The organism is Anaerolineales bacterium (genome assembly GCA_015075625.1).
Lineage (GTDB): Bacteria > Chloroflexota > Anaerolineae > Aggregatilineales > UBA2796 > UBA2796.
On the sequence record JABTTZ010000002.1, the window covers coordinates 1,014,517 to 1,039,935 of the forward strand.

18 protein-coding genes are annotated in these 25,419 nt (G+C 57.4%); 9 read left to right on the forward strand and 9 right to left on the reverse strand.

Going from position 1 to position 25,419, the window contains the following annotated elements:
• Positions 1 to 74 precede the first annotated feature (74 nt).
• The 4 genes from tadA to trmFO form a co-directional block, all read right to left on the reverse strand.
• Positions 75 to 1,295, reverse strand: coding sequence for a Flp pilus assembly complex ATPase component TadA (tadA, locus tag HS103_12985; protein MBE7513715.1), 1,221 nt, complete (start codon positions 1,293 to 1,295; stop codon positions 75 to 77).
• A gap of 121 nt (positions 1,296 to 1,416) precedes the next feature.
• A complete protein-coding gene (locus tag HS103_12990; GenBank protein MBE7513716.1) occupies positions 1,417 to 3,021 on the reverse strand; it encodes an amino acid ABC transporter permease in 1,605 nt (534 codons plus the stop codon).
• 457 nt (positions 3,022 to 3,478) lie between these two features.
• Positions 3,479 to 4,684 (reverse strand): aminotransferase class I/II-fold pyridoxal phosphate-dependent enzyme, encoded by a 1,206-nt coding sequence (locus tag HS103_12995; GenBank protein ID MBE7513717.1) that lies wholly within the window; start codon positions 4,682 to 4,684, stop codon positions 3,479 to 3,481.
• Complete coding sequence (trmFO, locus tag HS103_13000; protein MBE7513718.1) at positions 4,681 to 6,018, reverse strand: methylenetetrahydrofolate--tRNA-(uracil(54)-C(5))-methyltransferase (FADH(2)-oxidizing) TrmFO; 1,338 nt, start codon at positions 6,016 to 6,018, stop codon at positions 4,681 to 4,683. The genes HS103_12995 and trmFO overlap by 4 nt, the downstream gene beginning before the upstream one ends.
• A 65-nt stretch (positions 6,019 to 6,083) precedes the next feature.
• Between trmFO and asnB the strand changes: the two genes are divergently transcribed.
• Positions 6,084 to 8,042 (forward strand): asparagine synthase (glutamine-hydrolyzing), encoded by a 1,959-nt coding sequence (gene asnB / locus HS103_13005; protein MBE7513719.1) that lies wholly within the window; start codon positions 6,084 to 6,086, stop codon positions 8,040 to 8,042.
• Between the two features lie 182 nt (positions 8,043 to 8,224).
• On the opposite strand, the gene HS103_13010 is transcribed toward asnB, so the two are convergent.
• The 4 genes from HS103_13010 to HS103_13025 all read right to left on the reverse strand — a co-directional run bounded on the left by HS103_13010 (position 8,225) and on the right by HS103_13025 (position 14,045).
• Positions 8,225 to 12,415: an efflux RND transporter permease subunit gene (locus HS103_13010; protein ID MBE7513720.1), complete on the reverse strand. Its 4,191-nt coding sequence runs from the start codon at positions 12,413 to 12,415 to the stop codon at positions 8,225 to 8,227.
• 117 nt (positions 12,416 to 12,532) lie between these two features.
• Entirely contained in the window at positions 12,533 to 13,030 is a 498-nt protein-coding gene (locus HS103_13015) for a GNAT family N-acetyltransferase (protein MBE7513721.1), read from the reverse strand.
• 7 nt (positions 13,031 to 13,037) lie between these two features.
• Positions 13,038 to 13,736 (reverse strand): signal peptidase I, encoded by a 699-nt coding sequence (gene lepB, locus HS103_13020; GenBank protein ID MBE7513722.1) that lies wholly within the window; start codon positions 13,734 to 13,736, stop codon positions 13,038 to 13,040.
• 162 nt (positions 13,737 to 13,898) lie between these two features.
• Complete coding sequence (locus tag HS103_13025) at positions 13,899 to 14,045, reverse strand: Flp family type IVb pilin (protein MBE7513723.1); 147 nt, start codon at positions 14,043 to 14,045, stop codon at positions 13,899 to 13,901.
• 378 nt (positions 14,046 to 14,423) lie between these two features.
• On the opposite strand from HS103_13025, the gene HS103_13030 reads away from it, so the two are divergent.
• On the forward strand, positions 14,424 to 14,966 hold the full coding sequence (locus HS103_13030; GenBank protein MBE7513724.1) for a VWA domain-containing protein: 543 nt from the start codon (positions 14,424 to 14,426) through the stop codon (positions 14,964 to 14,966).
• 222 nt (positions 14,967 to 15,188) lie between these two features.
• Here the strand turns inward: HS103_13030 and HS103_13035 are convergent, their stop codons facing one another.
• A complete protein-coding gene (locus HS103_13035; protein MBE7513725.1) occupies positions 15,189 to 16,463 on the reverse strand; it encodes a class I SAM-dependent RNA methyltransferase in 1,275 nt (424 codons plus the stop codon).
• On the opposite strand from HS103_13035, the gene HS103_13040 reads away from it, so the two are divergent.
• The 7 genes from HS103_13040 to HS103_13070 all read left to right on the forward strand — a co-directional run bounded on the left by HS103_13040 (position 16,462) and on the right by HS103_13070 (position 25,381).
• Complete coding sequence (locus tag HS103_13040) at positions 16,462 to 16,998, forward strand: hypothetical protein (protein MBE7513726.1); 537 nt, start codon at positions 16,462 to 16,464, stop codon at positions 16,996 to 16,998. The two genes, HS103_13035 and HS103_13040, sit on opposite strands and share 2 nt — an antisense overlap.
• A complete protein-coding gene (locus tag HS103_13045; protein ID MBE7513727.1) occupies positions 16,995 to 18,107 on the forward strand; it encodes a winged helix DNA-binding domain-containing protein in 1,113 nt (370 codons plus the stop codon). The genes HS103_13040 and HS103_13045 overlap by 4 nt, the downstream gene beginning before the upstream one ends.
• A 29-nt stretch (positions 18,108 to 18,136) precedes the next feature.
• Complete coding sequence (locus tag HS103_13050) at positions 18,137 to 19,615, forward strand: alpha/beta hydrolase (protein MBE7513728.1); 1,479 nt, start codon at positions 18,137 to 18,139, stop codon at positions 19,613 to 19,615.
• Between the two features lie 14 nt (positions 19,616 to 19,629).
• Positions 19,630 to 22,011: a hypothetical protein gene (locus tag HS103_13055; protein ID MBE7513729.1), complete on the forward strand. Its 2,382-nt coding sequence runs from the start codon at positions 19,630 to 19,632 to the stop codon at positions 22,009 to 22,011.
• Between the two features lie 206 nt (positions 22,012 to 22,217).
• Positions 22,218 to 23,204 (forward strand): lipoyl synthase, encoded by a 987-nt coding sequence (gene lipA, locus HS103_13060; GenBank protein ID MBE7513730.1) that lies wholly within the window; start codon positions 22,218 to 22,220, stop codon positions 23,202 to 23,204.
• 55 nt (positions 23,205 to 23,259) lie between these two features.
• Complete coding sequence (locus HS103_13065) at positions 23,260 to 24,126, forward strand: glycosyltransferase family 2 protein (protein MBE7513731.1); 867 nt, start codon at positions 23,260 to 23,262, stop codon at positions 24,124 to 24,126.
• Between the two features lie 139 nt (positions 24,127 to 24,265).
• Positions 24,266 to 25,381, forward strand: a complete 1,116-nt coding sequence (locus tag HS103_13070; protein MBE7513732.1) for a winged helix-turn-helix transcriptional regulator — start codon at positions 24,266 to 24,268, stop codon at positions 25,379 to 25,381.
• Positions 25,382 to 25,419 lie beyond the last annotated feature (38 nt).

Consider the following 25,419-nt stretch of genomic DNA (forward strand, 5'->3'; position numbering starts at 1 on the left):
CTTTGCCCCTATCGTTCGCCGTGCTGATTTCACCTACATGATGAAATCAGCACGGGTGCGAGTCAGACCACGCCTCAGTGTGGGTCGCCCCGTTTCCAGAGTGTCTGCAACCGTAGTGAATCCCCGTCAACAACCCATTCCCCAATCAAGACGACGCCCATGCCCTTCGTGCTAAAGGGATTATTGTCAGAGGGGCTGCCGCCCAAACGCCCCATGAGGGCAACACAGGGCAGCCGACTGTGCAGGGCATCGTTTAACAAGGCTTGCTCAATTCCTTGTTGGCTGCGGCGGATTGCCATGTTGAACGCCGTGCGCAGCCGCAGCGGATCGGTTGCCCCCTGAAAACAGGCGATCAGATGGGGCTGTTGGGGATCGCTGAGCGCCGCCCACAGCGCCGCTGATTCATCAAAACGAACTTCATCTAGGATCAGCCTTTTCAGATTCGCCTCGCCTAAGGACGCGCTCAGCACCTCAGGGAAATCCCGTCCGGGCGTCTCGCGCCCCGGCGGGATTGCCGTCAGGCGGCGGACGCCATCGGAAAGGCGCAGTTCTGCCGCCCGCTCCACACACACCATCCCTGTGGAGTCGGCAATGAGCGGCAAAAGCGCTTGGAGAAGGGTTGTTTTCCCAGAGGCGGCATCGCCAGCAATCATCAGCCCGCGTCGTTGAGCGAGAAGCGCTTGAAGTACCCCTACTGCCTCATGGGTGATTACCCCAGAGCGCTCAAGATCGGTCAGCCCATGTGGGATGAGCGGGTGTAGGCGAATGTTCACCGTCAGGATTGGGCTAATCGGGGCGCCAGTTACCGTCAGGCGGGCGGGGCGATCTGCAAGGCGCACCCCCACCTCTACAAAGGGCAGCGCCAGTTTGAGCGATGTCCCCGCCAGCGCCAAAAGCCGATCTGTAAACCGCTCCACTTGAGAGGCGTCCTGAAAGAGGGTGGGCATTGGTTTCATATCCCCCATTCCAGTCCGCACAGAAAGGCGATCATAGCCCTGAATGAGTATCTCGGTAATACCCCAATCATTGACCAAGCCATCGAGCGGGGCAAAGCCAAACAGATCGCGGTACGCCTGTTCCAAGACGGCAAGACGATCTTCTTTGGAGAGCTTGATCCCGCTGGTGGTCATGATGTAATTGGCAATATCGCTGATCAGGGTGCGGCGCGACGCTTCATCGGGGATCAGGTCAGGGCGATCTATCGTCTCGGCGTTGAATTCTTCCTCAATTTGTTCCAGCAGCCCCGCCCACGAGACGGCTCGCCCTCCCCGAAACAGAAATGGATCGTCGCTCATAGCGCTGTGTCCTTTTCCAGACTGTGTTGACGTTTTTGGTTCAGAACCCCTATCCTCCCTACACATGGCTGAGGGGATCAATCCCTCATGGGGACGCTCCCTGGGAGCGTCCCCGCCTGCCCTATTTCGGCAGCGCCGTGCGGCTTTCCACCACGCGCACTACGAAGGAGAGCGTCACCGTCATCACAAGGTACAGCACGGCAATCGTGATGTACGCCTCGAAGGGACGAATCGTATCCGCCGCGAAGATACGCGCCCGCTGCGTCATCTCGGCAATCGCCAAAATCGTGATCAGCGAGGAATCTTTCAGCAGGGCGATGAAATCGTTTCCCAACGGCGGCAAGACGACGCGGAACGCCTGTGGCAAGATCACTTGGCGCATCGCCTGTACATAGGTCATGCCCAAGCTGCGGGCGGCTTCCATCTGCCCCTTGCCGATGCTCTGAATCCCCGCCCGGAATAACTCGGCAAGGAATGCCCCGTAGCCAATTGCCAAGCCAAAGACGCCGCCCACCTCGTTAGGGAAATCGCTATTTTGGCGCGTTAGCCCGGTATTGGGGTCTACATAGCTGCCGCCGAGCAGCCCCAAGAAGGCGATAATCACAACGGCAATGATCGCCGCCGTCAGCGCCGGACGCAGGATTTCGCCCGGATAGACCTTGAACAGCGGCAGGTTGCGATAGGCGGTGAGGGCAATAAAAATCGCCGCAAGAATGCCCACCCCAAGCTGAATCCGCCCCACCGTAAGGGGAAATTCATCGCGCAGCCAGGGGCGAATGGCAAAGCCCACTAAGAGGATGATCACCAGCATCGGAATCCCGCGCATCACCTCCACATAGACAGTGGAGAAGTGGTAGAGAATCGGGTTTTTAGAGATGCGCATCAAGCCCACGCCCAAACCAAGCAGACAGGCAAAGACGAAGGCGACAAGCGTGACCCCAAGCGTGAGGAAAATCCCCTCGTTGCAGCCGGAGAGGTTGTTCAAGGCACACTGTCCAGGGATATAGCGCAACGTGCGGGCAATTCCCGTGCGCGGTAGCGTCTCGATGATCGGTGGGACGGTTTGAATGACGAGCGTCCCGCCGATGGATTCGGTCACTGTCCCGCTCAGGCGGTTTTCAGCGGCGCCGGGGAGCAGCGGCAGTTGGGCAAAACAGGTGGCGTTTGGGTTGGCAATGCAGTTCTCCGGCGTGCGCTGGATTGCCGCCTGATCCACCGTGAACTTGCGAACATCCACCGTCGTCCCGTCGGCAAGGCGCAGTTGGTACTTCCCCAAATCTTCTAAGAGCAGGTAGCCCTCAATTTTTGTCCGTAGAACGCTGACCGACGCGCCCACGCCACAGGCATCCCCCGCGCCCGCCGCACAGGTCAGCCCCGCCGCATCGTAATCTTCACCGGGTAGACGTACCAATACCTCGGCTTGGGTCATCACCGAAACCATCGCCTCATCTTGGGCAATGAGAATACCGCTCACTCGCCGCCCGTCGCTGAGGTCATAGGCAACCTCGGCATAGCGCGTTGTGGTGATCGCCGGATCATCGGTGACGAAGCGCAGCGCCCGACGGTAAAGATCGTTGTTGAGAAAGGATAAAAATGCTAACAGCAGCCCAATCCCAATGATGATTATCCACCAGGGGAGCGCCCCTAAACGGGCGGCAAGTGCCTCCAGCGCGGGAGGGATGGGCAAGCGATTGCGGGTCAGCATGGGGCGGGGTTCGGTGGTCATAATGCGTAACCTTCTTGGCGTGCGTAATGGATGTTAAACGATGTTAAGTTGGCAAGTGTCTATAAAGATACCGAGTTGCGTGCCAAGACGGTAGGGGAAGGTCGGAACTACTCAAGCAAGAGCGATCTCCCGCATAGCGCTAGGCATTACCCACATCGTGGGGAGGGTGAGAAAGAGACCACGTATACGCAATATCTTGGAGGCGAGACCAGCCGCGCCAGAGGACGTTGACGCCGGGATTCCCCTCCCCTTTGCGTCCCATAAAACTGCTCCGCTAACCGCTTGGCAGGTGCCCTTTGACCCCATTTCCCTACGCCCTTTTTGCACTAGCCTACCCCATCTTTTGCACCCCCCCCCGATTTGTGGGTAATGCATAGCGCGTAGCGGGAGAGGGGCGAGGGAGTGATGTGAATCTGTGTGGTTGACGATGAGCCGCCTATCTGTGCATCATTCGGGTCTACCCCTGACGGCGGCTGTACCACCCCTTTAGGCGGCTGATCGCCTCGTCCAAACGATCATCGCTAACGCCGATACTGAAGCGGAGGTAGCCGCGTCCTGCCTCGCCATACATCGTCCCAGGTGTGATCGAGACGAGGGCGTTTTCGAGGGCATCATTGGTATATGCCTGATCGTCACCATCCTTCACGCGCACCCACACATACAGCGAGGCTGGCGTTTTGAACGGCTCTAGCCCAATCTCTGGGCAAACGGCAAGCAGTTTATCCCGCCGTGCCTGATAGATCGCATTGCGCTCGTTAACCCACGATTCCGGGGTGTGGTTGAGCGCCGCCGCCCCCGCATCATAAATCGGACGGAAATGCCCGCTGTCGATGTTGCTTTTGATCACCAAAAGGGCATCAATGGCTTCTTTGTTCCCCACACAAGCGCCCAAGCGCCACCCCGCCATGTTGTGAAACTTCGAGAGCGACATAAATTCCACTGTACAGCTTTTGTCGGGGTCGGCTTGTAAAGCACTCACTGCACGGTAGCCATCAAAGACGACTTCGGCATAGGGGTTATCCGAACAGAGTAAGAGGTGATGTTCGCGGCAAAAGGCGACTAATTCCTGATACACGCTGAGATCGGCAACTGCGCCCGTTGGGTTGTTGGGGTAATTCACCCACAGCACCTTTGCCTTAGAAAGGTTTGGGTTTCTCCGTAGCGCATCCAGATCGGGGAGGTAGCCCCGCGCCGGATCAAGCCGCATCAGGATAACATCCCCCCCTGCCATGATCGTCCCCATGCTGTAGGCGGGGTAGTTCAGGTCGGGGACAATGGCATAGTCGCCATGATCAACGTAGGCAAGGGTCAGGTTGATGATTCCCTCTTTCGAGCCGATCAGCGGCAGTATCTCAGTATATTCGTTAAGGGTGATCCCAAAGCGGCGCTGATAGTAATTTGCCACCGCTTCCCGAAAGACCTTATGCCCCCGATAGCTGCCATAACCATGTTTTGTCGGGTCTTGAACCGCCTCGCGGAGCGCCTCAATAACATGCGGTGGGGGGGGCATATCGGGGCTGCCTATGTCCACGCGGATCACATCTTTGCCGCTGGTGGTCATCTCGGCAATCTTTTGCCCCAAAATAGCGAAGCCATAAGGGGGCAAACGTCGCAGCCGGTCTGCAACAGGCGGAAGGGTACGAGTAGGGGTTGAGGAGGTCATACAAATGTCCTTAAACCTTTCAAAAGAGTCTCTAAATCGTCCATTGCCCGCGCCGTATAAGCGGCAGCGCGTTCACGTTTGCCGCGTGGCGGGTTTGCCAACGGCGGTAGGATGCCATAATTCGCCTTCATCGGCTGGAAATCGTCCGGGACGGCGTGCGTCACGTAATGACAAAGCGCCCCCAACATTGTCGTTGGCGGCAGGACAAGTGGGGCGTCGCCATGCAGCACCCGCGCCGCATTGATCCCCGCCAACAGTCCCGTGCCGATGTTCCCAACGTAGCCTTCGATTCCCGTAATTTGTCCGGCGAAGAACAAATCGTCTCGCGTCTTGTATTGGAGCGTCGGGCGCAGCAGGGTGGGTGCGTTGATGAATGTGTTGCGATGCATCTGCCCATGACGCAAAATCTCGGCGTTTTCTAAACCGGGGATCAGCCTGAAAACGCGCTCTTGTTCGCCCCACTTCAGGTTGGTTTGGAAACCAACTATATTGTAGAGCGATCCACTCAGGTTATCTTGCCGTAATTGGACAATGGCGTAGGGGCGTTTTCCCGTGCGCGGATCGCACAGTCCAACAGGGCGCATCGGACCAAAAGCGAGTGAATCGCGTCCACGCTTAGCGATTTGCTCTATAGGCAAGCACCCCTCGAAAAATTTAGGGTCTTCCCGCTCAAAATCATGCAAGGGATAGGTTTCTGCCCCCAAAAGGGCATCAACAAACGTTTCGTACTCTCCCCTTGTCAGCGCACAGTTGATATAATCACCATCCTCAGCACTTCCCCGATCATAACGGCTGGCGCGGAAGGCGATGCGTAGGTCGATACTCTCCAATGCCACAATGGGCGAGAGTGCATCGTAGAAATACAGGTATTCTTGCCCAATCAGCCGCGCAATATCCGCCGCCAGCGTTTCCGCCGTCAGCGGACCAGAGGCAATCACACAGGGACTCGTCGGAATCGCCAGCACTTCCTCCCGCCGAATGGTGATGTTCGGGTGGGTTTCTAGTGCGGCGAGGACACCTGCTGCAAATACCTCGCGGTCAACGGCTAAGGCGCCTCCCGCTGGTACAGAGGCATCCGCCGCACAGCGTAACAGCAGCGAGTCAAACGCCCGCAGTTCGTTCTTCAGCAAACCGGGGGCGCGATCCGGCAGATCAGAGCCAAGTGAGTTGGAACAGACCAGTTCGGCAAGGTCGCCCGTGCGATGGGCGGGGGTCGTTTTCACCGGACGCATTTCGTAAAGCGTCACGCGGACGCCCCGTTGGGCAGCTTGGTAGGCGGCTTCTGTGCCAGCCAGCCCCCCACCAACAACGATCAATTCAGGTAGAACAGGCATGGATTTTGTGCATTGTGAACAACAGGTAAGTCATTGTAGCCCGCTTGCGGGAGGATTTCTAGATCATGTGCGGCATTTTTGGACATCTCAGCCCCTCTGGGGGAGATGTGGCGCTTGTCGAACGCATGGCGGCTGCCCTTGCCCATCGGGGACCGGACGGCTTTAGCACCCACCATGATAGGGAACTCGCCTTTGGCGCTGGACGCTTAGCAATCATTGACCTCAGCGCTCCATCGGGTGTCCTTTTTAATGAGGATTGTCAGGTCGCTGTCGTTTTTAACGGGGAAATCTATAACCACAAAACGCTACGCCAGCGCCTTGTGGCAGAAGGGCATCACTTCACCACCCAAACGGATACCGAGGTGATTGTTCATGGTTACGAAGAATGGGGTGTGCGCATCCTTGACGAACTGCACGGGATGTTTGCCATTGGCGTTTGGGATGGGCGGGCGCGACGCTTGCTTTTGGCGCGGGATCGCTTAGGCGAGAAGCCGCTCTATTATGCCCAACATGGCGAGGACTTTCTCTTTGCCTCGGAGATTAAGGCGATCCTTGAACAGCCTACCTTCCCTCGCCGTGTAAATCACACAAGTCTTCCTGTCCTCTTGGCACTAGGGTATGTCCCCCCACCAGAAACTATGTTTGAGGGGGTGAAGAAGCTCGCCCCAGGCGAGTGGCTGACCTGGCAGGCAGGCACGATTGAAACAGGGCGCTATTTCATTCCCACAATGACTCTGAATCCCCCCCCTCAACAGGCGTATCCCCATGCGGTGAACGCCCTCCGCCAAGACCTGTTTCGTGCTGTTGAATCGCGCTTGATGTCCGATGTGCCTTTGGGGGCGTTTCTCAGTGGGGGGGTCGATTCGACGGCGGTGGTCGGGATCATGGCAAAGCTCACTGGGCAGCCTGTCAAAACCTTCACCGTTGGCTATGGCGCTTTGGCGGGCGCGGCGGATAACGCCAAACTAGACGCCAAATTCAACGCCGATGCCCGCTATGCAGCAGCGGCGGCGGCACACTACAAAACCGATCACGAGACGATTCAGATTCGCCAAGATGATCACCTTGCCTGGCTTTTGCCGCGCCTTGTTTATGCTATGGACGAACCGCTGGCGCAGCCTGGGATCATCCTGACCGCATATGTGGCGGCTCTGGCACGGCAGCGCGGCGTTCCTGTGCTGCTCTCAGGCGATGCGGGTGATGAACTCTTTGCCGGCTATCCCTCCTACCGTGCCGATCAGCTTTTGGGGCGCTACCTACGCATTCCGGCATTTCTTCGCAATCGAATTCTGAATCCGCTCTTCAAACGTCTCCCAAAGCGTTTTGAGTTGCTCCGCAAGGTGGCGGCGAAAGCATCGGCAAGTGATCCGCTCTCTCGGTTTCTTGCTTGGAATCGAAACATCGACCCTGCACGCTTTCCCGACTTGCTTAGTGACCCCTCTGCTACAGCACGGGCAACCACCGCCTTGAGAGACATCTTGCTGCCGATTCTAAATACCCCCCAAACGCCCTATTTTACAGATCGCCTTGCCTATGCCGGGCTGCGTCTGTGGCTGGCGGAAGATAGCAATATGCGCGTGGATAAAATGGCGATGGCGATGTCCATAGAGGCACGCGCCCCGCTGGAAGACCACCGCCTACTGGCAGGCGCCTTCCAACTCCCGCTCTCCTACAAACTGCGGGGGGGAGATTTTAAGCGCGTTTTCAAAGATGCTGTGCGCGATCTCGTCCCAGAATCGATCCTGACACGCAGCAAGTTTGGCTTTTTCCCACCGGCGTCTGAGTGGCTGCGGACGATCCTTCGCCCCCTCGTGGAGCGTTGGCTTTCGCCCGACTATGTCCGGGCGGCAGGGATGGTTGACCCCGATGCAGTGGCGCGAATTGTCCGTGCGCATGTGGAGGATCGCCACTACGAACTATGGGCGGTGTGGACTCTGCTGGTGCTGCATCTTTGGCACGCTTTGTACATCAGCGGGGCGCTGACACTCACGGGGAAACTTTCGGCGGCGGATGTGACTGCCTGAAACGCTGTAGGAATGATTTATAACGTACCTACAAATTCGGGGTTAGCTTGTAATCAAGGCATTGAGGACAAACACACCTTGCTTGGCAACGATGTCTTTTCCTAAGGGTTGCCCCTAAGGGCAACACCCCCAGAAATGCGTGGGGCGCACCGGTTTGGCACGCCCCAACAAAACCAGCGCGGTTAATCCCCAGCCGGAGCAGGTGCGGGTTTTTCTTTCCCACCACCCAACAGCCGCTGTTGGAAACCACTAAACAGGCTGTACAACACCGGAATGACGACAAGGGTCAGTAGGGTTGAACTGAACAACCCACCAATGACCACCGTCCCCAGTTCGGCAGCGATGATCGCCCCTTCCGATAAGCCAATCGCCAATGGCAGCAAGGCAAACATGGTGGCAATCGCCGTCATGAGAATCGGGCGCAGACGAGTCCGCGCCCCTTCGATCAGCGCCTCGCGCAGGGGAAGGTGTTTTTCCTTCCGGTTTTGCTGAACGCGATCAATCATCACGATGGCATTTGTCACGACGATGCCGATCAGCATCAGCAAGCCGATCAGCGCCGAGATGCCGACGACTCGATTGGTCACCCACAAGCCCACCGCCGCACCCACCACCGCTAACGGCAGGGTGAACAGGATGGTGAAGGGGTGAATGAGCGACCCAAAGGTCAAAACCATAACGATATATACGGCGGCAATGGCAACGCCCATCGCTGAGAATGTCTGGACAAAGCCTTCCGTCTGTTGGCGGCTTTGGAAGCCCTGATCGACAGTGATCGTCTCTGGCAGGTTGGGGATGTCCTTCGCCGCTTTGATGGCAAGGGCAGTCACGCCGAGCGTGTCGGTCACTTCCAACTCAGCGGTGTATTTTGCCGCCGCCTTGCGCTCAATGCGCAGGTAGGAGGTGGCATCGCCCACAAGGTCGAGGGTGCTGCTGACATTGGCTAAGCCCGGCACGGCGGCAAGTGTCGCCTTGATCGTCTCGTTGACCGCCTTCAAATCGGCTTCGGGACCACTGGCGACAACATTGAACCCGCCAAAGCCTTGTTCGCTGATTGAGGCGCGAGAGACGGTGACATTTTTCTCACCGAAAATCGCCGCCGCCTTTTCGCGGACTTCTCTCGTCAACAGGTCGAGTTCTTCGCCCTTCGCCTCAATTGCCAAAACCATTTGCCCGGCTGAGCCGTTCACCGACGATGCGCCGCCGAGAAGGGCTGCAATATCGCCAAACCCGCCGCCCGAACCAATCGTCGTTTGGTAGCGGGTGATGCCTCCACCGGAGTTTATTTTTTCAGCGATGAAGGCTTCCATTTCACGGGTGAGGGCATCCGTCTCGGCAATTTGCGTGCCGGGCGGCATGGCAATGGTGATGCTGATTTGCGGCTCACCAAAGGAGGGGAGGAACGTCTGCGGGCGGCTAGCAAAAATCGCCATACCCACGACGAAGGTCACTGCCGCCACAGCCAAGACAAGCGCCCGCTTGTTCAGCGCCCATTCCAGCACTCCGTGATAGAGCGATTCGAGCCGTCCCTCTTTTTCCTCTGGAAGTTTATTGGGCGGGATAAAGAGGTAAGCGAGGACGGGGATCAAGGTGATCGCCACGATGAACGACGCGGCAAGGGAGTAGGTCACTGCCAACCCAAAGGGGAGGAAGAACTCTCCAACAATGCCCCCTGTCAAGCCGATAGGCAAGAAGACGACAATCGTTGTCAGGGTTGCAGCGAAGATCGCCACGCTGACATCCCGCGTCCCTTTGATCACGGCTTCCTTGCGATCCATCCCTTTTTGCAACTGACGGTAGATGTTTTCCAACACGACAATCGAGTCGTCCACGACGCGCCCAATTGCTACCGTCAAGCCCGAAAGGGTCATGATGTTCAGCGTGATCCCGTTGGGGAACAGGCGCAAGAGGAACGTCCGAATTCCCTCTGGAAGCGTACTCTGGGTGAGCAGATTATGGGCGCTCCCCGGCAAGTAGCGCATGAGGATGAAGGCGATTGCCAACGAGGTTGGGATGGAGACTGCCGTCACAATCGTTGAGCGGACGCTGAAGTTCAGGAAGATCAGGATCACAATGACTGCCATGATCCCGCCTAAGCCACCCTCACGGGCGACACCGCTGATTGATTCTTCAATGAAACTCGCCTGTTCAAAAGTCGGCGTGATCTTGATCTCAGGATTCGCCGCCATGAGTTTTTTGAAGACTTCATCTGCCGCGTGGAAGACGCGCACAGTGTTCGCCTCGGTCTCTTTGGACACGGAGATGATCAGGCTGGTGTTCCCATTGGCGCGAGTGACGTTGTTCGTCGCCGTGTAGACCGGTCCGCCGTTCACACGGGCGCGTACTGCTGCCGGAAGCTGCTCAATAACCTCTGGAGCAAGGAGCGCCAGTGTTGATGTGCCGAGCGTCTCGAAAAACTTCGGGTCGCGGTTGTTCAGATAGAGCAGCAAATCGGCGGGCAAGTCCTTCATGAGCGATGCCGCACCCGGGGAGGCAGCCGCTTGGTTGAAGAACGCGCCAGGGTTGCCAAAAGGCGGCTTAAAGAGGTCGTTGGCTGATTTGATCTTGAAGCCGAAACTAGTCAGGGCGATGACCCAACTTTCCGGCATGTCCGGCGCGTTGGGATCATCAGCAATAACGGGGGTATTTCCCGCTTGGGAGGCAGCCAACGCCTCGGCTGCGGTGGGCGTTTCGCCCTTCGCAATCTTCGTCAGGGCGTCTGCCTGATCAGTTGGGTAGTTGGCGGCTGTTGCCAGAAGCGTGGGGCGTGAGAAAAACGCCCACCATGCGGGATTGAGTGTTTTTAGAAAGGTTGGCTCAAGCGTTTCGATATAGGCAATCGATTCGGGCAGAAGGCTGTCACCGAGGCGCGTCAAGAAGGGACGCCATGACTCCGATGCCCCTAACCCCTCATAAGTTTTGTTCAAGAAGGACGCAACACCACCAATGCCTTCTGCTGTGGTGAAATCGCTGAAGGTTTTGATATTCAGCGCCCTGATTGCCTCTTGCCCCAAGAGGGGAGTCCATGCGCCTTGACTCAGGATGGACGAGCCGACCAATTTCAATGCCTCTGGGGAAAGCGACTTGGTAAAGTCGGGCTGCGCCGCCCGCACATAGGTTGACACCTCAACGGGCAGGCTGAGCAGTTCAGGGGAATTTGGGTTCAGTTCAGCGATCTGATTCAGCAGGGTGGCGGCGGAAAGGGTTTCACCCTTCTCGTTCGTCGCGGACAGAAGATCGTTGGCGTCGTCAAATTTCGCCACCGTCGCGAATTTATCTTTCAATTGAACGGGGAGCGGGTTGATCAGCGAAAGCGGACCAATGCCCACCCGCCGCCAATTCATGGGCAGCTCGGGAGCGGTTCTTGCCGGGTCTGTGCCGCCGCTGGTCGTGCCACCCTCTGAACCAGAGGGGACAGGCGTTGGCGGGGTTGTCTTTCCGGGTGTTTCTCCCGCTGCCCGCTCAGCAGCAATCGCTTTCATGGCAGCGGCGATCACTTCATCAGGGATGGACTCGCCACCGCTGACGCCGATATTTGCCACTCCGTCTTTTGCCTTGAGTTCAGGGACAAGTTGTTCGTTGACAAATGTACGGAGGTCTTCGGTGGAGAGTGTGCTGCTAGAAACGCTGGCAGTGACGACGGGCAGGGCGCTCAGGTTAAAGGTGAGCAAACGCGGCACGCCGACCAAATTCCCTTGCGCGTCCTTCTCCCCAAGTCGCCACGCATCGGGAAGTTCAACAGCGGCACGGGTGGTTGTTTTTCCCAAAACATTACCACTGATCGCCTCAACCGCAAGGGCATCCAGCGTCACAAAGTCCACTACCCCGCCCGCCTTTAGGTACAGGTCAAGTCCGGCTTGGCGAACAGCAGGGTTCATGGCAAGCAAATGAGCGCTCTCAAAGTGTTTGAACATGGAAGGCGCACGTCCAACGACCTTTGTCATGATTTCAAGAGTCAGATCGTCTGTCGTTTTCAAACCGAGCGGCACGCCATCCGCCACCACCTTATCAATTGCCGCTTGAATCCCCTCGCGGACAGCGTTTTGGTTAGGGGTGTATTCATTTTGAGCGGTGATGAAAGCAATCGGTGAGACGGTGGTTGATTCCAAACCGGCAGCAAAAATGTGCGGAATCTTGACGATTTCGTCTTCTAAGGGGATGGTGACGAGATCGCGCAGGTCTTCGCTGCTGGCGCCGGGGCGTACGGTAATGATAAAGGTTTGAGGGAATTCGATGTTGGGCAGCAGTTCTTGGTTAAGCTGTGCGGCGGCATAAACCCCTAAGACCAAAAAGGCAATAGTGAAGGCTATCGTAATCCACTGGAAACGAATCGATAGCCGAGTGATGGCGGTGAAAAATCGGCGGAGAATCAAGGAACGTCCTCCTGTATGGTCAGGGCAATGGTGAGACAGTGTTCTGTACGCAGAAAATCAAGAAATGGTTGCGAAAAGAACGCAACAAGTCCATTTTAGGGGTGTTGGGCGATTGTGTCAACTATCACAAACGAGGTGGGGAGGGGCAGTCCATCGCAAATAGATCACAGGTTCTGCGCCTTGCCCTAGATCGAGGTCAATAAGGCGATCATCGACAAACCCCAAGCGGCGGTAAAGGGCTAACGCGCCACTGTTATGCAGCACTGCCCCGATTTCAATGATCACCTCGTCCCACTCCTGAGCAATGGCAAGAAGGTGGCGGATCATCGCCGTGCCAATGCCCTGCCGACGGTAGGCTTCAGCGACAATCAGATCGCTGATCTCGGCAACCCGCGCCCAACCGAGCAGTTGCCCATAGCCAACAACATGCCCATCAACACAAGCAGCAACGGCATAGCCCCGCCCCCTTCCCGAAAAGCGTGCCACACGCTGGAGCATCTCGCCAACCTTGTGGATGCTCCAAGACGACCAACACCTTTCTTGAAGTGCCTCGGCATCACCGGGCGTGGCGGGGCGGAGGCTTAGGACGCCAACGGTCTGCGGTAAAGCGGACATGAGACTCTCATCCGTTGAAATCATCGGGGATGCGTAGATCGTCGGGTAGGGGTGTGGGCGACCCAAACGGCGGGCGGGGTAAGATGGTGGGGGAAGGCATCGGCGTGTACTCTTTGTTCACAGGGATGTTCCCATAACCTGGGTGGTGAAAGATGGTGAACTTTTGAAGTGGGAAGTAACGTACCCACGCCTGCCCAACAATCAACGTTCGCTTCACCGGACCGAAATTATGAGAATCATAACTGTTGCTGCGGTTGTCACCGAGGATGAAGTATTCATCATCTTTCAGAATCCACGTCCCGTTGCACTGGCAAAAATTATTAACGTAGGGTTCTTCAAGGATTGTCCCATTGATATAGACGCGCCCATCACGGATTTCGACAATTTCACTGGGCAAGCCAATGACACGCTTGATCAGATCGTCACTGCTGCTGCTGCGGGGGTTATGGAGGACGATTACATCCCCTCGCTGCGGGCTGTTGAAAAAATATGCCGCCCGATTCACAATGACCAAATCGCCCGTATAGAAATTGGGCTGCATACTTGGTCCATCTACAACAGCACGCGCAGTCATCAGGTTAATCGGGGTGTAGGTGATCACGATCAAGAGGATAATCTCCACAACATCCCGCAGCAAACGGCGCTTGCTCAAAAGGCGCGGGCGCTTGGACGCAGGTGGAATGGAAGATTCGGGTGTCATATCCATGAGATGCTAGGTGTCCTTCCCTGTGTGACTGAAAGCGATTTTATCACTGGGTGGGGTTCTACCGTAGGGTGGATTCAGCGAGGTCTCATGTCGGGGAGAAAAATACCCAAAATGACAACGCCCGCGAAAGCGGGCGTCGCCATAAGTGCAGGATACGAAGGACTAGAGAGCATTAACGATGTTCGAGAACACGTTAGCTATCGCCGGGCCCAACAGCGCCAAGATGATGATCACAACGATGGCGACCAAGACGAGGATGAGAGCATATTCGACGAGACCCTGACCTTCTTCACGAGGAAGATACAACATGATAACTACTCCTTTTAAAGGTGATGTTCTACTATAAACATATCATATCATAGATTTTCAAATAACTAGAGTGTGTTGACGTTTTTAGTCGCGCCCCCCTGTTTTCAGCGCTCTAATTTGTGATCCGTTTTTCGCCTACAGCGCAAGCACCCGACCCACAGGCGCGTTCTTGCTGCCGGAGATACTCATCTGCCGCCCCTTTCTTCTTGCGGGAAAAGCGGGTAGCGGATGAGGGCAGCGGCGTAACCTTTATCTCTTTCGGGATAAGGTGCTGGCAAGAAGAAATGCCAATAATCATGACTTTGTTACGCGCTGCGGAACAGGGAGGGGCTATTATCAAAACAATCCTACCCGCTGTCTTCTGTAGGAACGCATCGTATGCGCCCACTGAGCAGCATCCCGAACAAATCACAGACACAGATGCCACCTTCAAATACTGTTCACCTCTACCTTTTGATGGATACCTCTGCCTCGATGACTGGCGCAGGGTTGGAAGCGCTGAAACAAGGGGTACGCCTGCTCAGTTCCACCTTCAGCGGGCGCGGTGGACACCCCATCCTGTGCGCCGGAATCACCTATGACAGCACGGCGCGGATTGCCTTCCCGCTGACGCCCATCGACGCCCTTCACCCCCCCAATGATCTCGATTCGGGAGGGACATCGGCGTTGGGGGCGGCGCTGGGGCTGCTGAAGGATCATTTCGCCCCCCGCCGCCCTGCCCTCGTCTACATTTTTAGCGATGGCGAACCGACGGATGATTGGCAGCGCCCGCTGGCGGCGCTCCGTCCGCATGTGACGCGCATCATCGGCTTAGCCTGTGGGTTAGCCGTAAATGATGACGCCTTCGCGTCCTTCACCGATGAGGCACATTGGCTTAGCGACCTGACCCCAGAGGCGCTGCGCCGCACGCTGACACTGTGAATAATGCCCCCTATTCCTTCCCATGTGTACGGCTTAGGGGGCGACGCTCTCGGATCGATGAGGACAACAGCCCTCTCATCCCCCTTGCTCCCTTTGCCCGCATATGGAAGAAGCGGGTACACGCCGAACGTGGATCGCAGGGGGATGAGGGTAACCAATGCCTGTACACCCTACTGTCGCCCCCTCAGTCTGTATACGGGGGGATATGCGCTGTGGGCGTCCCTACTCCCGCCGAAAGACCGCCACCGCCTCAATATGGTAGGTCTGGGGGAACATATCGACAGGCTGTACCTCCGCCAGCCGATAGCCCTTCCCTTTCAGCCGCTTGGCATCCCGCGCCAATGTTGCCATATCGCACGAGACATAGGCGATCACCTTTGGCTGACGCGCCACCAGCGCATCAAGCGCCTCGCCTTCCATCCCGGCGCGGGGCGGGTCAACAACGGCACACTCGTAGCGCTCGGTGCTTTCAGCGAGGACATCTTCCACCGCCCCTTCGATCAAGGTGACGTTCTCGTAGGCACTCAGGTTATGATCAGCGTCGTTCACGGCGGCGGGGAAGGTTTCAATTGCCGTGACCAGCCTCGCCCGTTCTGCCAAAAATGCGGTGAATAAGCCTACCCCACTGTAGAGATCAAGGACGCGCTCTGTCCCTTTTAGGTCAAGCGCGGCGAGGACAAGATCGACCAATCGCCCCGCTTGCGGTAGATTCACCTGAAAGAAACTTCCCGCTGTGACGCGAAAGTGTTTGTCATGGATGGTGTAGTGAACATGCCCCAAGCCAATCAGCGGATGGGCGATTTCGTCCCCATCCAAAAAGGCGACGGTGGCGGGGAGTTCAAGGGCGATGAACGGTTCTTCGTCATCCGTCGTCGTCAGGGCGATCAGTAGATCGTCGGGGGCGCTGCCCACCTGAAACCGCACCCGATCTAGGTTGGGATTTGTTTCAAGGTCAACCTCAAAGGATTCAAAAAGGGCGAGCAGTTCAGGGCGCATGAGGTGACATTCGTCAATCCCAATCACTGTCTGACCATCGGTGCTGACGAAGCCAAGCCGCCCCTCTGGGGTAATCTGCATCGTCATGTGCGAGCGATATGCCCATACGTCGGGGCTTGCCAACACTGGATGGACAAGCGGATCGGCAATCCCGCCAATGCGTGCCAACTGGTCGATCACAATTTGGCGTTTGAAATCGAGTTGGGCGGGGTAATCAATGTGCTGCCATTGGCAGCCGCCGCACCGTTTCGGTCCAAAGTGCGGACATTCGGGGTAAATGCGGGAATCCGCCGGATCAAGCAGGGTGATGCCCTCGGCAAAAGCAAAGCGCCCTTTGTCCTCGGTGATCCGGGCGGTGATCACCTCCCCGGAAATGGCGTAGGGGACGAAGATTGCCCGCCCCTCGTGCCGCCCGACAGCGCTCCCGCCGTGCGCCATGCCCGTCAGGGTTAGTTCAAAATCATCGGTCTGTGTTGAATCGGAGTGCGTGGTATCGCTCATGGTTGAATCCCATCACATCTTCGCCCATCCCCGCCCCCGTTTGCGGCGGGCAGCGCGTGCGCTCACGGCATTTGGGCTGATTGTGGCAGGTATGGCGATCATTGCGCAACTTCTCGTTGGCGTTTTTTGGGGTGGGGCGGGTGTCTTGTTTTTCGGGGGGGCATTTTTCGCCGCCGTGCTAAGCCTCCCGCTGATCATGCTCACCGCCATGTTTCCAGCGGTGGCAGTTGATGCCGAGGGGTTGACGCTCAGCCCTATGCTTGGGGGGCGTAGCCGCATCCTGTGGGCGCAGATTGCCGAGGTGCGCCCGCACCCCTTGCTGTACGATAACGAATCGGCGGGGCGGCTGATGCACGGGCGGGGTTACCAACCTCGGCGTGGGGTGATCGTTCTCGTTCAGCGAGAGGCACGTTTACCCTTGCCCTACCATCTTGTGGGGCGTGTCTGTGGGTCGCCGCTGGCGGGGTTCGGCATCTCCACCAGCGCCCATACGGGGTACGATCAGCTTGTGAGGCTCATTGAGGAACGACTATGACTGATCATCCGCTCACCCTCCGCGCCCTGAATCGGGCAACCCTTGCCCGTCAAATGCTTTTGGAACGGGCGACGCGCTCGATCTCCGAAGGTATTGAGCATCTCGTTGGCTTGCAGGCGCAGTACCCCGCCTCACCGTACATTGGCTTGTGGTCGCGCTTGGCGGGGTTCACCCGCGCCGATCTGGATGCGCTGATTGACAGCCGGCGCGTGGTGCGGGCAACCTTCCAGCGGGCGACGCTCCACCTCCTCACCGCTGCCGATTACCTTCGCTTTCGGGGGACGATTCAAACTGTATTGGACAGCGCCCAAGAATCAATCGCCAAACAGCGCATTAAGGACGGCAGCGCCCCCTTTGATCGGGATGCCCTGCTCGCCGCCGCCCGAACCTTCCTGAACGATCAGCCGCGCACCTTTGCCGAGATCACTACTTACTTTGGAGAACGCCTGCCTGATGTTGACGCGGGCATCATCCGGTACACCATTCGGACGCAGATTCCGCTCGTCCAAGTGCCAACGAACAGCACATGGCGCTATCCGGGCAGCCCCGCCTTCACCCTTGCCGAGACGTGGCTAGGGACGCCCATCCCCACCGAACCGGATGTGAAAGGACTCATCCGGCGCTACCTTGCCGCTTTCGGACCCGCCACCCTCAGCGATATCCAAACGTGGTCGGGCTTGGCAAAGCTCAACGCGGAGGAGGCGGCGCTCAGCGCCGACCTGCGCACCTATCGCGGCGAGGGCAAAATAACCTACCTCGACCTTCCCGATGCGCCGCTCCCCGACGCCGAAACGCCGGCGCCGGTGCGCTTCCTCCCAGAGTTTGACAACCTGCTTTTGGCGCACACCAAGCGCACCCGCGTGATTGCCGACGTCCATCGCAAGAAGGTCTTTTTGCCTGGTTTGCGCGTGGCGGCAACCTTCTTGATCGATGGTTTTGTGGCGGGCGTCTGGACGACGGCGGTCAAAAAAGGCGAGGCGACGCTCACCTTAGAGCCGTTCGTGCCTCTGACCAAGCTGACTTATACTGCACTCAGCGAAGAAGGCGAACGCCTGATCCGCCTTGTGGCGGCGGAGGCGAAAACCTTCGCTGTCCGCATTTCAGAGTAGAATGAACGAAGTCAAAAAGGATAGTCATCATGCCAGCCCGTATGTTACCTACTGTGTTGTTTGTACCTAATCGCTTTTTATGGATTACCATACTATGTATCGCCCTGCTCAGCATGGGAATAGCCCTCCCTACGGCAGCCGCCGAGGATGCGCCCGTCTTTGAACCGACGGACTGCCTGCTGATCACCCATGACGTAGAAACAACCTGCGGCTATGTAACCGTCCCCGAAAACCGCGAAAACCCGACGAAAAATACCATTCGGCTGTATGTCGTGATCATCCCCAACAGCAGCGGGATTGAGAACGCCCCCGGCATTGTCTATCTGGCGGGGGGGCCGGGCGGGTCAGGGACGCTAGACGTTGATAGTTGGGCGGGCTTTCCGCTCTTGGACACGCACGATTTCATCCTCTTTGACCAGCGTGGCACAGGGCTTAGCCAACCAAGCCTGAACTGCCCCGAAGTGGAGTCCGAAGAGAGCGATGACCCCCTGAGCGCCTGTCGGGATCGCCTGATCGCCGAAGGGATTGACCTCTCCAGCTACACCAGTGCGGAGAACGCTGCCGATGTAGACGCGGTACGACAGGCATTGGGCTACAAGGTATGGGCGCTCTACGGCGTGTCGTATGGGACAAAGCTGGCGCTGACGACGATGCGCGATTACCCCGATGGCATTTCCGCCGTGATTCTCGATGCGGTGTACCCCCCCAATGTCAACTCCACCGAGACGGAGGGACCGTTAGGCGTTCGGGCAATCGAGCGTATGCTGGATGCGTGTGCGGCGGATGCCAACTGCGGCGCTGCTTTCCCCGACCTAAAGGCGAACTATTACACTTGGCTGGAAGGGCTGAACAATGCGCCGCTCAATGTTAGCGAGGTTGATTACGATGCCTCGTCCATCTATGAATTGATCTTTCAGGCGATGTACGACAGCGAGGCGATCAAAGGGCTGCCCCTTGCCATTGCCCAAGCCATTGATGGCGATCTGTCCGCCCTGATTGAGATGGGCGGCGGGGAAGGCTTGGGCAAGCAAGACCCCAATGACCCTGATACACTCGCTAGCCTTGACACCGCCGAGGGAATGCAGTTTTCCGTGGAATGTGCCGAGGAAACGCCCTTTGCCGACCAAGCAGTGGCGGTTGCCAACGCCGAAAAGACGCCCGCCGCCCTTCGGGAGGCGCTCATTGCCCAAGTGGAAAAAGCCTTTGCCGAGTGTGCCTTGTGGGATGTTCGGGAGGCGCACGCCATCGAAAATGAAGCCGTTGTCAGCGATATTCCCACCCTTGTGTTCAATGGCGAGCTTGACCCAATCACCCCACCCGAATGGGGGGAATTGGCGGCGAAAACACTCTCTCGAAGCTATCTGTTCACCTTCCCTGGCTTGGGTCATGGGGCATTCGGGACGGCGGAATGTCCCACCGAGATCGGGCGGGCGTTTATCGCCAACCCGATGGAAGAACCGGATGGGGCGTGCCTTGACCAGATGAGCCCTGAGTTTTACACGGAGTAAGGGCGCATCCCTCCATGTCCTTTTTCCGCGCCCTCGGCGTCTTTGTCATTCTGGCGGCGGTCTACCTACTGACCTTCAACGGGCAGCCCGTCAGCACCGATGAACTGATGCTCTTTGATGGGGCGCGGAGTTTCGCCCGTAACGGTTCGCTGGAACTCGCCCTGACGAACGAACTGATCCCCTACAGCACACCAGCGGGGGATCAGCCCGTCCCCTCACTCACTGTTGAGCCGTTGGCGGTTTATGCCGCTGCTGCCTTGATCCGGGCGGCGATAGTCATTCCGGGCGTCGGTGTTCTGCACACGGCATGGCTGCTGAACCTGATTGCCACCGCCCTAACGGGGGCGATCCTCTATGGGCTGGTCGCCCGCCTCGGCTACGGCGAACGGACGGCAGTTCTCACCGCACTGATTTACGGGGTGGGGACAATCGCCTTCCCCTATGCCATGCTCTTTTTCCGTGAGCCGCTACTCACCCTGTGCGGCGTTGCTGGCGCGTATGCCGCCCTCGCCCTCCGGCAGAATATCGCGAGAGGAAGGCGGCGGCGCGGCGCTCTTTGGGGGGCTGTCCTCGCCCTTGCTTTGTATGGGGCAGCGCTGAGCAAAGACGCTGGGTTGCTGCTTGCGCCGGCAATGGTCATTTATGCCCTGCCCGGCGTGGGTTTCCGCCCCGTTCGCCGCCTTACCAAACGGACAGCGCTTCTCGTACTAGGCGCCGGCGGGATAATCCTTCTTATAGCAGCGCTCATCCTCATTTGGCGTGCGCCCGACCTGCTGGCGCGGCTTTCCGATGGGCGCTTAGGCGAGAGTCTGCGCTACACGCCGGAAGCGTTGGCGGGCTACCTGATCAGTCCAGGGTTCAGCCTGTGGACATTCTCGCCTGTGCTGTTGGCGGGCATTGGTGGCGCGTTTCTGCTGATGCGTGAGCGGCGCTGGCGAGAGGCGATCAGCCCGCTGGTGGCGCTGCTGCCGCTTGCCGTTGGCTATGCCGTGCTGCACGGCGCCTATTGGTATGGCGGGTTGGGTTGGGGGGCGCGGTTTCTGGTCCCCGCGGTGCCGTTTCTCACCCTTTGGACTGCCCCCATCATTGAGTGGATCATCACCTACAGTAAGCGAGAAAGGAAGCCGCGCCGGATGTCCCCTTGGGCGATCCTCTTTGGCGGTCTTATCGCGCTCAGTGTAGGGGTGCAGCTTTTGGGGACGCTCTACCCGATCACCACCTTTTCCCGCGCACTGAGTGAAGAATCACGCCAAACGGGGCGCGAGATTTTACCCTGGCGGGAGGGAGTGTGGACTCTGGCATACATCCCGCCCATCGTCACCCTGCGGGAAGCGGCTATAACGCACCCCGCACCAGCGTGGGCGCATATCGGTGGGACATTGCCGGCGGTGACGGTGGGGGTTGGTGTCGTCCTTGGACTTGGCATCCTCGCGCTGTGGGGTAGGTCAGCGGTGGGATTTATCGCCGTGATGAGCCTTGCCCTTTTGACGTTCCTCACCCTGCGGGCATATTATCCCGATCCCCGCTATGGGGGGGATGATCCGCAGTTGGCGGCAACCTTTCACGCCCTTTCCGCGGCGATCCGTCCAGGCGATACGGTGATCCTCGAAAACCGCACCTACCGCCCCTATGTGATGAACTACGACAAAGGGGCGAATCCGATTTATGCCCTGCCCTATGCACAAGGGGAACGGCAAAACCCCGCGGAGCCGCCGTTTGTTCAAAGCGAGGATATGGAAGAACGCGCTGAGCCATTTTTCCAGATCGTCTTTGCCCGTCTTGCGGGACGGGCAAGCGCCGGGGCGCAGTGGTGGTTTATCACCGAAAACACGCCTTTCACACCGGATCGCTACCGCGTGACGGAACATTACCTTGCCCGCCACTATTTCCCCATTCGCGTCTTGGAGAGCGACCCACCAACATGGGTGATTGCCTATGCGCCTATTCCCGCCCCGCCGCTCTTCGTGCCACCCAATCCGGCGCGGCTGCTGAACGCCGATTTCGGCGGGATCGTCCTCAGCGGGGTTGATCTCCCACGCGGGGAGACTTTGGCAGCGGGGGATGTGTTTCCGATCTCGCTGTTGTGGCGCTTTGACGGTTTTGCAGAGGGCGTTGAGCCATTCGATTACAGCGTGAACGTCTCGTTGGTGGATAGCGCGGGGGTCGTCCGGGCGCAACGGGCAGAGACTCCGCTAGGGAGTTTTGGGCAGATGACGACATGGGTGCGCGGCGGCTATTACCGCGATAACCATGCCCTCGCCCTTCCCGCCACCCTTCCAGCGGGCGAGTATGAGGTATGGGTGTTGGTCTTTGATTGGCGAACGGGGGGAAACCTTCCTCTGCGGGGGGATGAGGCGGGCGAGTATATCATTGCGGGGCGTGTGCGCGTGCTGTAGCGGTGGGTCTCACCTGCTTCCCATCCGATGAGATGAGACGGCGCGAGGCTGAACCCCTCGTGCCATTCTCCGCGTACCCCGTAGGGAGGTACCATCTACATCTATAGTTACTTCCCTGGTGAACCACTAGTTTCTATTTTCTACAGAGATACCTTCCCTCTCTGCTATAATTTCCCACAAAAGAGTTTGCAGCGAAAGGACAACCCGTGTCCGAGACCTTGATTCCGCTTGACTCCATCCCGCTCATCCCCACCGAAACCACCCGAGATCGCACGGATGCAACGCCCAACGCACCCAAACCCCTTCGCCGCCCACCTTGGATCAAGGTGCGTGCGCCAAGCGGTGAAACCTATGAAACGGTGCGAACGCTGATGCGTGGCAAAGCGCTGCATACCGTTTGTGAGGAGGCGATGTGTCCCAACATTGGCGAATGTTGGGGGGCGGGGACGGCTACCTTCCTCATGATGGGCGATACCTGTACACGCTCGTGCGGATTCTGCGATATTAAAACGGGGCGACCCTCGCCGCTGGATTGGCTAGAACCAAATCGCGTGGCAGATGCGGTAAAAGCGATGAACCTACGCCATGTGGTGATCACCAGCGTGAACCGCGACGAACGTCCTGATGGTGGCGCTCCCATTTTTGCCCTCGTCATTCGCCGCATCCGAGAGATTCATAAAGGGTGCAGCATCGAAGTGCTGATTCCCGATTTTAAAGGCAAAGTGGACGCTTTGAAGATCGTCATGGATGCCCAACCGGAAATCCTGAACCACAACGTGGAAACAGTCCCGCGCTTATTCCGCAAGGTACAGCCGCAAGATAAGTACGAATGGGCGATGACGACTCTCCGCAGCGCGAAGGAACTTGATCCGCTGGTGTTGACGAAAAGTGGAATCATGCTCGGTCTTGGCGAAACCTTCGAGGAGGTTGTAGAGGTTATGGGCGACCTCGTTGGGCAAGGCGTCGATATTCTCACACTAGGGCAGTACCTCCAACCAAGCAAACAGCACCTCCCTATTGAACGATATTACACCCCGGAGGAGTTCATCGAACTCAAACGGATCGGCTTGGAGATGGGCTTCAAGTGGGTGGAAAGTGGACCGCTCGTGCGCAGTTCATACCGTGCCGAACAACAAGTGCGCGAACTCTCAAAGTTGAATTTCATCCATCTGCGCGGTGAGGCAAACGCCTAACCCTGTCCCTCCCCGCCCATGAATGGCAAAATGGGCGGGGGGTGAACGATACCCTATGACTACGAATCCTTCTGAGCCTCTGCTTTCCGTCGTCATTGTCAATTACAAAACACGGGCGCTCACCCTCGATATGCTGGCGTCCATTTACCAAACGACACTCCCCACCAATGCCCTTGAAGTGATCGTTATTGATAATGCCTCTGGCGATGGCAGCGCCGAGGCAATCCAACACGCCTACCCACAGGCGCGGGTGATCGCCAACGCCGAGAATCGCTATTTTTCAGCGGGTTATACACAAGGCATTCGCCTGGCACATGGGCAGTATGTGATTGCCTTGAATTCCGATATGCGTGTGCAGGGCGATAGCTTGGTAACATTGGTACAGCGTTTATCGGATAACCCTCATATTGGTGCGGCGACCACCACGATGCATTTCCCCGATGGTCGCCTTCAGCGCAACTGCGCCCGACTGACGCCCTTTTGGTATCTCATCCTAAACTACACCATTTTGGCAAAACTTTTCCCCCGCCGCTTAGCACAAGCGAACGACTGGTTATGGTATGCCGAGTGGGATCGGACAACCTCTCGTCCGGTGGAATCGCTGCCGGGAAGCTGCATCATTGCCCGTCGCGATGTGTGGCAAAGCGTGGGAGGGTTTGACGCCCGAATGAAAATGTATTTCAGCGATGATTACCTTTCGCGGCGGGTGACGGCGCTTGGCTTAGAGATTCATTACCTCACCAGCGAGGGGATCATCCATTACGAAGGGGCGTCAGCAAAACAGATGAGCCGTTGGGCGCTGCGCATCTATCTGCGCGATCTGCTCGTCTATATACACCTTGTCTATGGGCGCTTGGCGCAGATCATCCTCGCCATTCTACTGCTCCCAACCTATGCTGTCCAGTGGCTGCGGGCGCGGTAATCCCGCTGGCAAGATACTGCCTGCTCCATCCTTTTTTGTGCATGTTTCTACGCTATAGGTTGCTTATTTCTCAATTTATGCATTAAAATGCATAATAGATAACATTGCGCTTAGGAAACCATGAAGGAGGACACCCCCAATGACAGACCGGATAGATGCTGCGATTGTGCTTGCCCCGCAGGTAGTAACCGTCGATTTTGATCTTGCTCCCACCCTGAATATTGTTGACAGCATGGTGAGCCTGATCCGCGTCGAACATCAGGCAAGTTTTTCAGAATGGGTGGTAAAAACTGCCGCTGCCTTTAGCCCTGAACAACGATATACCCACAAATTAATTTTTTGGGGATTGGCGAATCTTTTTTATGAAACAGACCCCCGCGCCTTCCCGAACTTTCCCGCGTTTTTAGACCACTGGCGCACTTTAGACCCGGTTACCATGCGCGATGATTTGGTGGCGAAAATTATTAGTTATCAGGCGAAACTTGCCGATATGGGCATTGATGCCACCCCACCCACCGCCGAGGCGCTCATTGCTGATCGTGCAGTGTATCTTGATTGGGTGCGCCATTTTTACCAAGAGGAGGAGATGGACGTTGCCTACGAAACGGATTTGCACGCTCTCCTTGCCAACCCGCAAAAGATGCACAAACTGATGGTCGATCACATGACGCTGATGTGGGAAACAGTGATGCGCCCTGAGTGGGAGAGGGTAGAGCCTTCCCTGCGAGCGACGATTAGCGCCTTTGAAAAACTCGATTTCACAGGGATGACCGCCCAAGAAGCGATCCGCGTGGTCACTGGGCGGGAAGTCCCCTTTAAATGGGGAGACAAATTGAATCATGTGGAGCGGATCACCTTCATCCCCTCCCCCCATTTGGGACCCTTTCTCGTCATTTTTGCCTCGCAAGACCCCCATGTGCGGATACTGTTTGGCGCACGAATGCCAAAAGAAAACCTGACGCCCCCTTCGGCATTGGGGCGCTCCGAACTGCTGGTTCGGCTCAACGCCCTTGCCGATGACACACGCCTGCGCATTTTGGAACTGCTCACCCAAGAACAGGAAATCTGCGCCCAAGATATTATCAGCCGCCTTGACCTCAGCCAGTCAAGCGCCTCGCGCCACCTTAGCCAATTGGCGGCAACGGGGTACATTACCGAGCGGCGGCGGGATGTGGCAAAGTGCTACAGCCTGAATGGGGAGCGCATCGAAGAAACGAATTCAGCGTTAGCAGCGTTTTTACGGCGGCGCTATTAGAAGCTCCTTCAGGAGTGATTCCCCCTCTCCACAAGGTT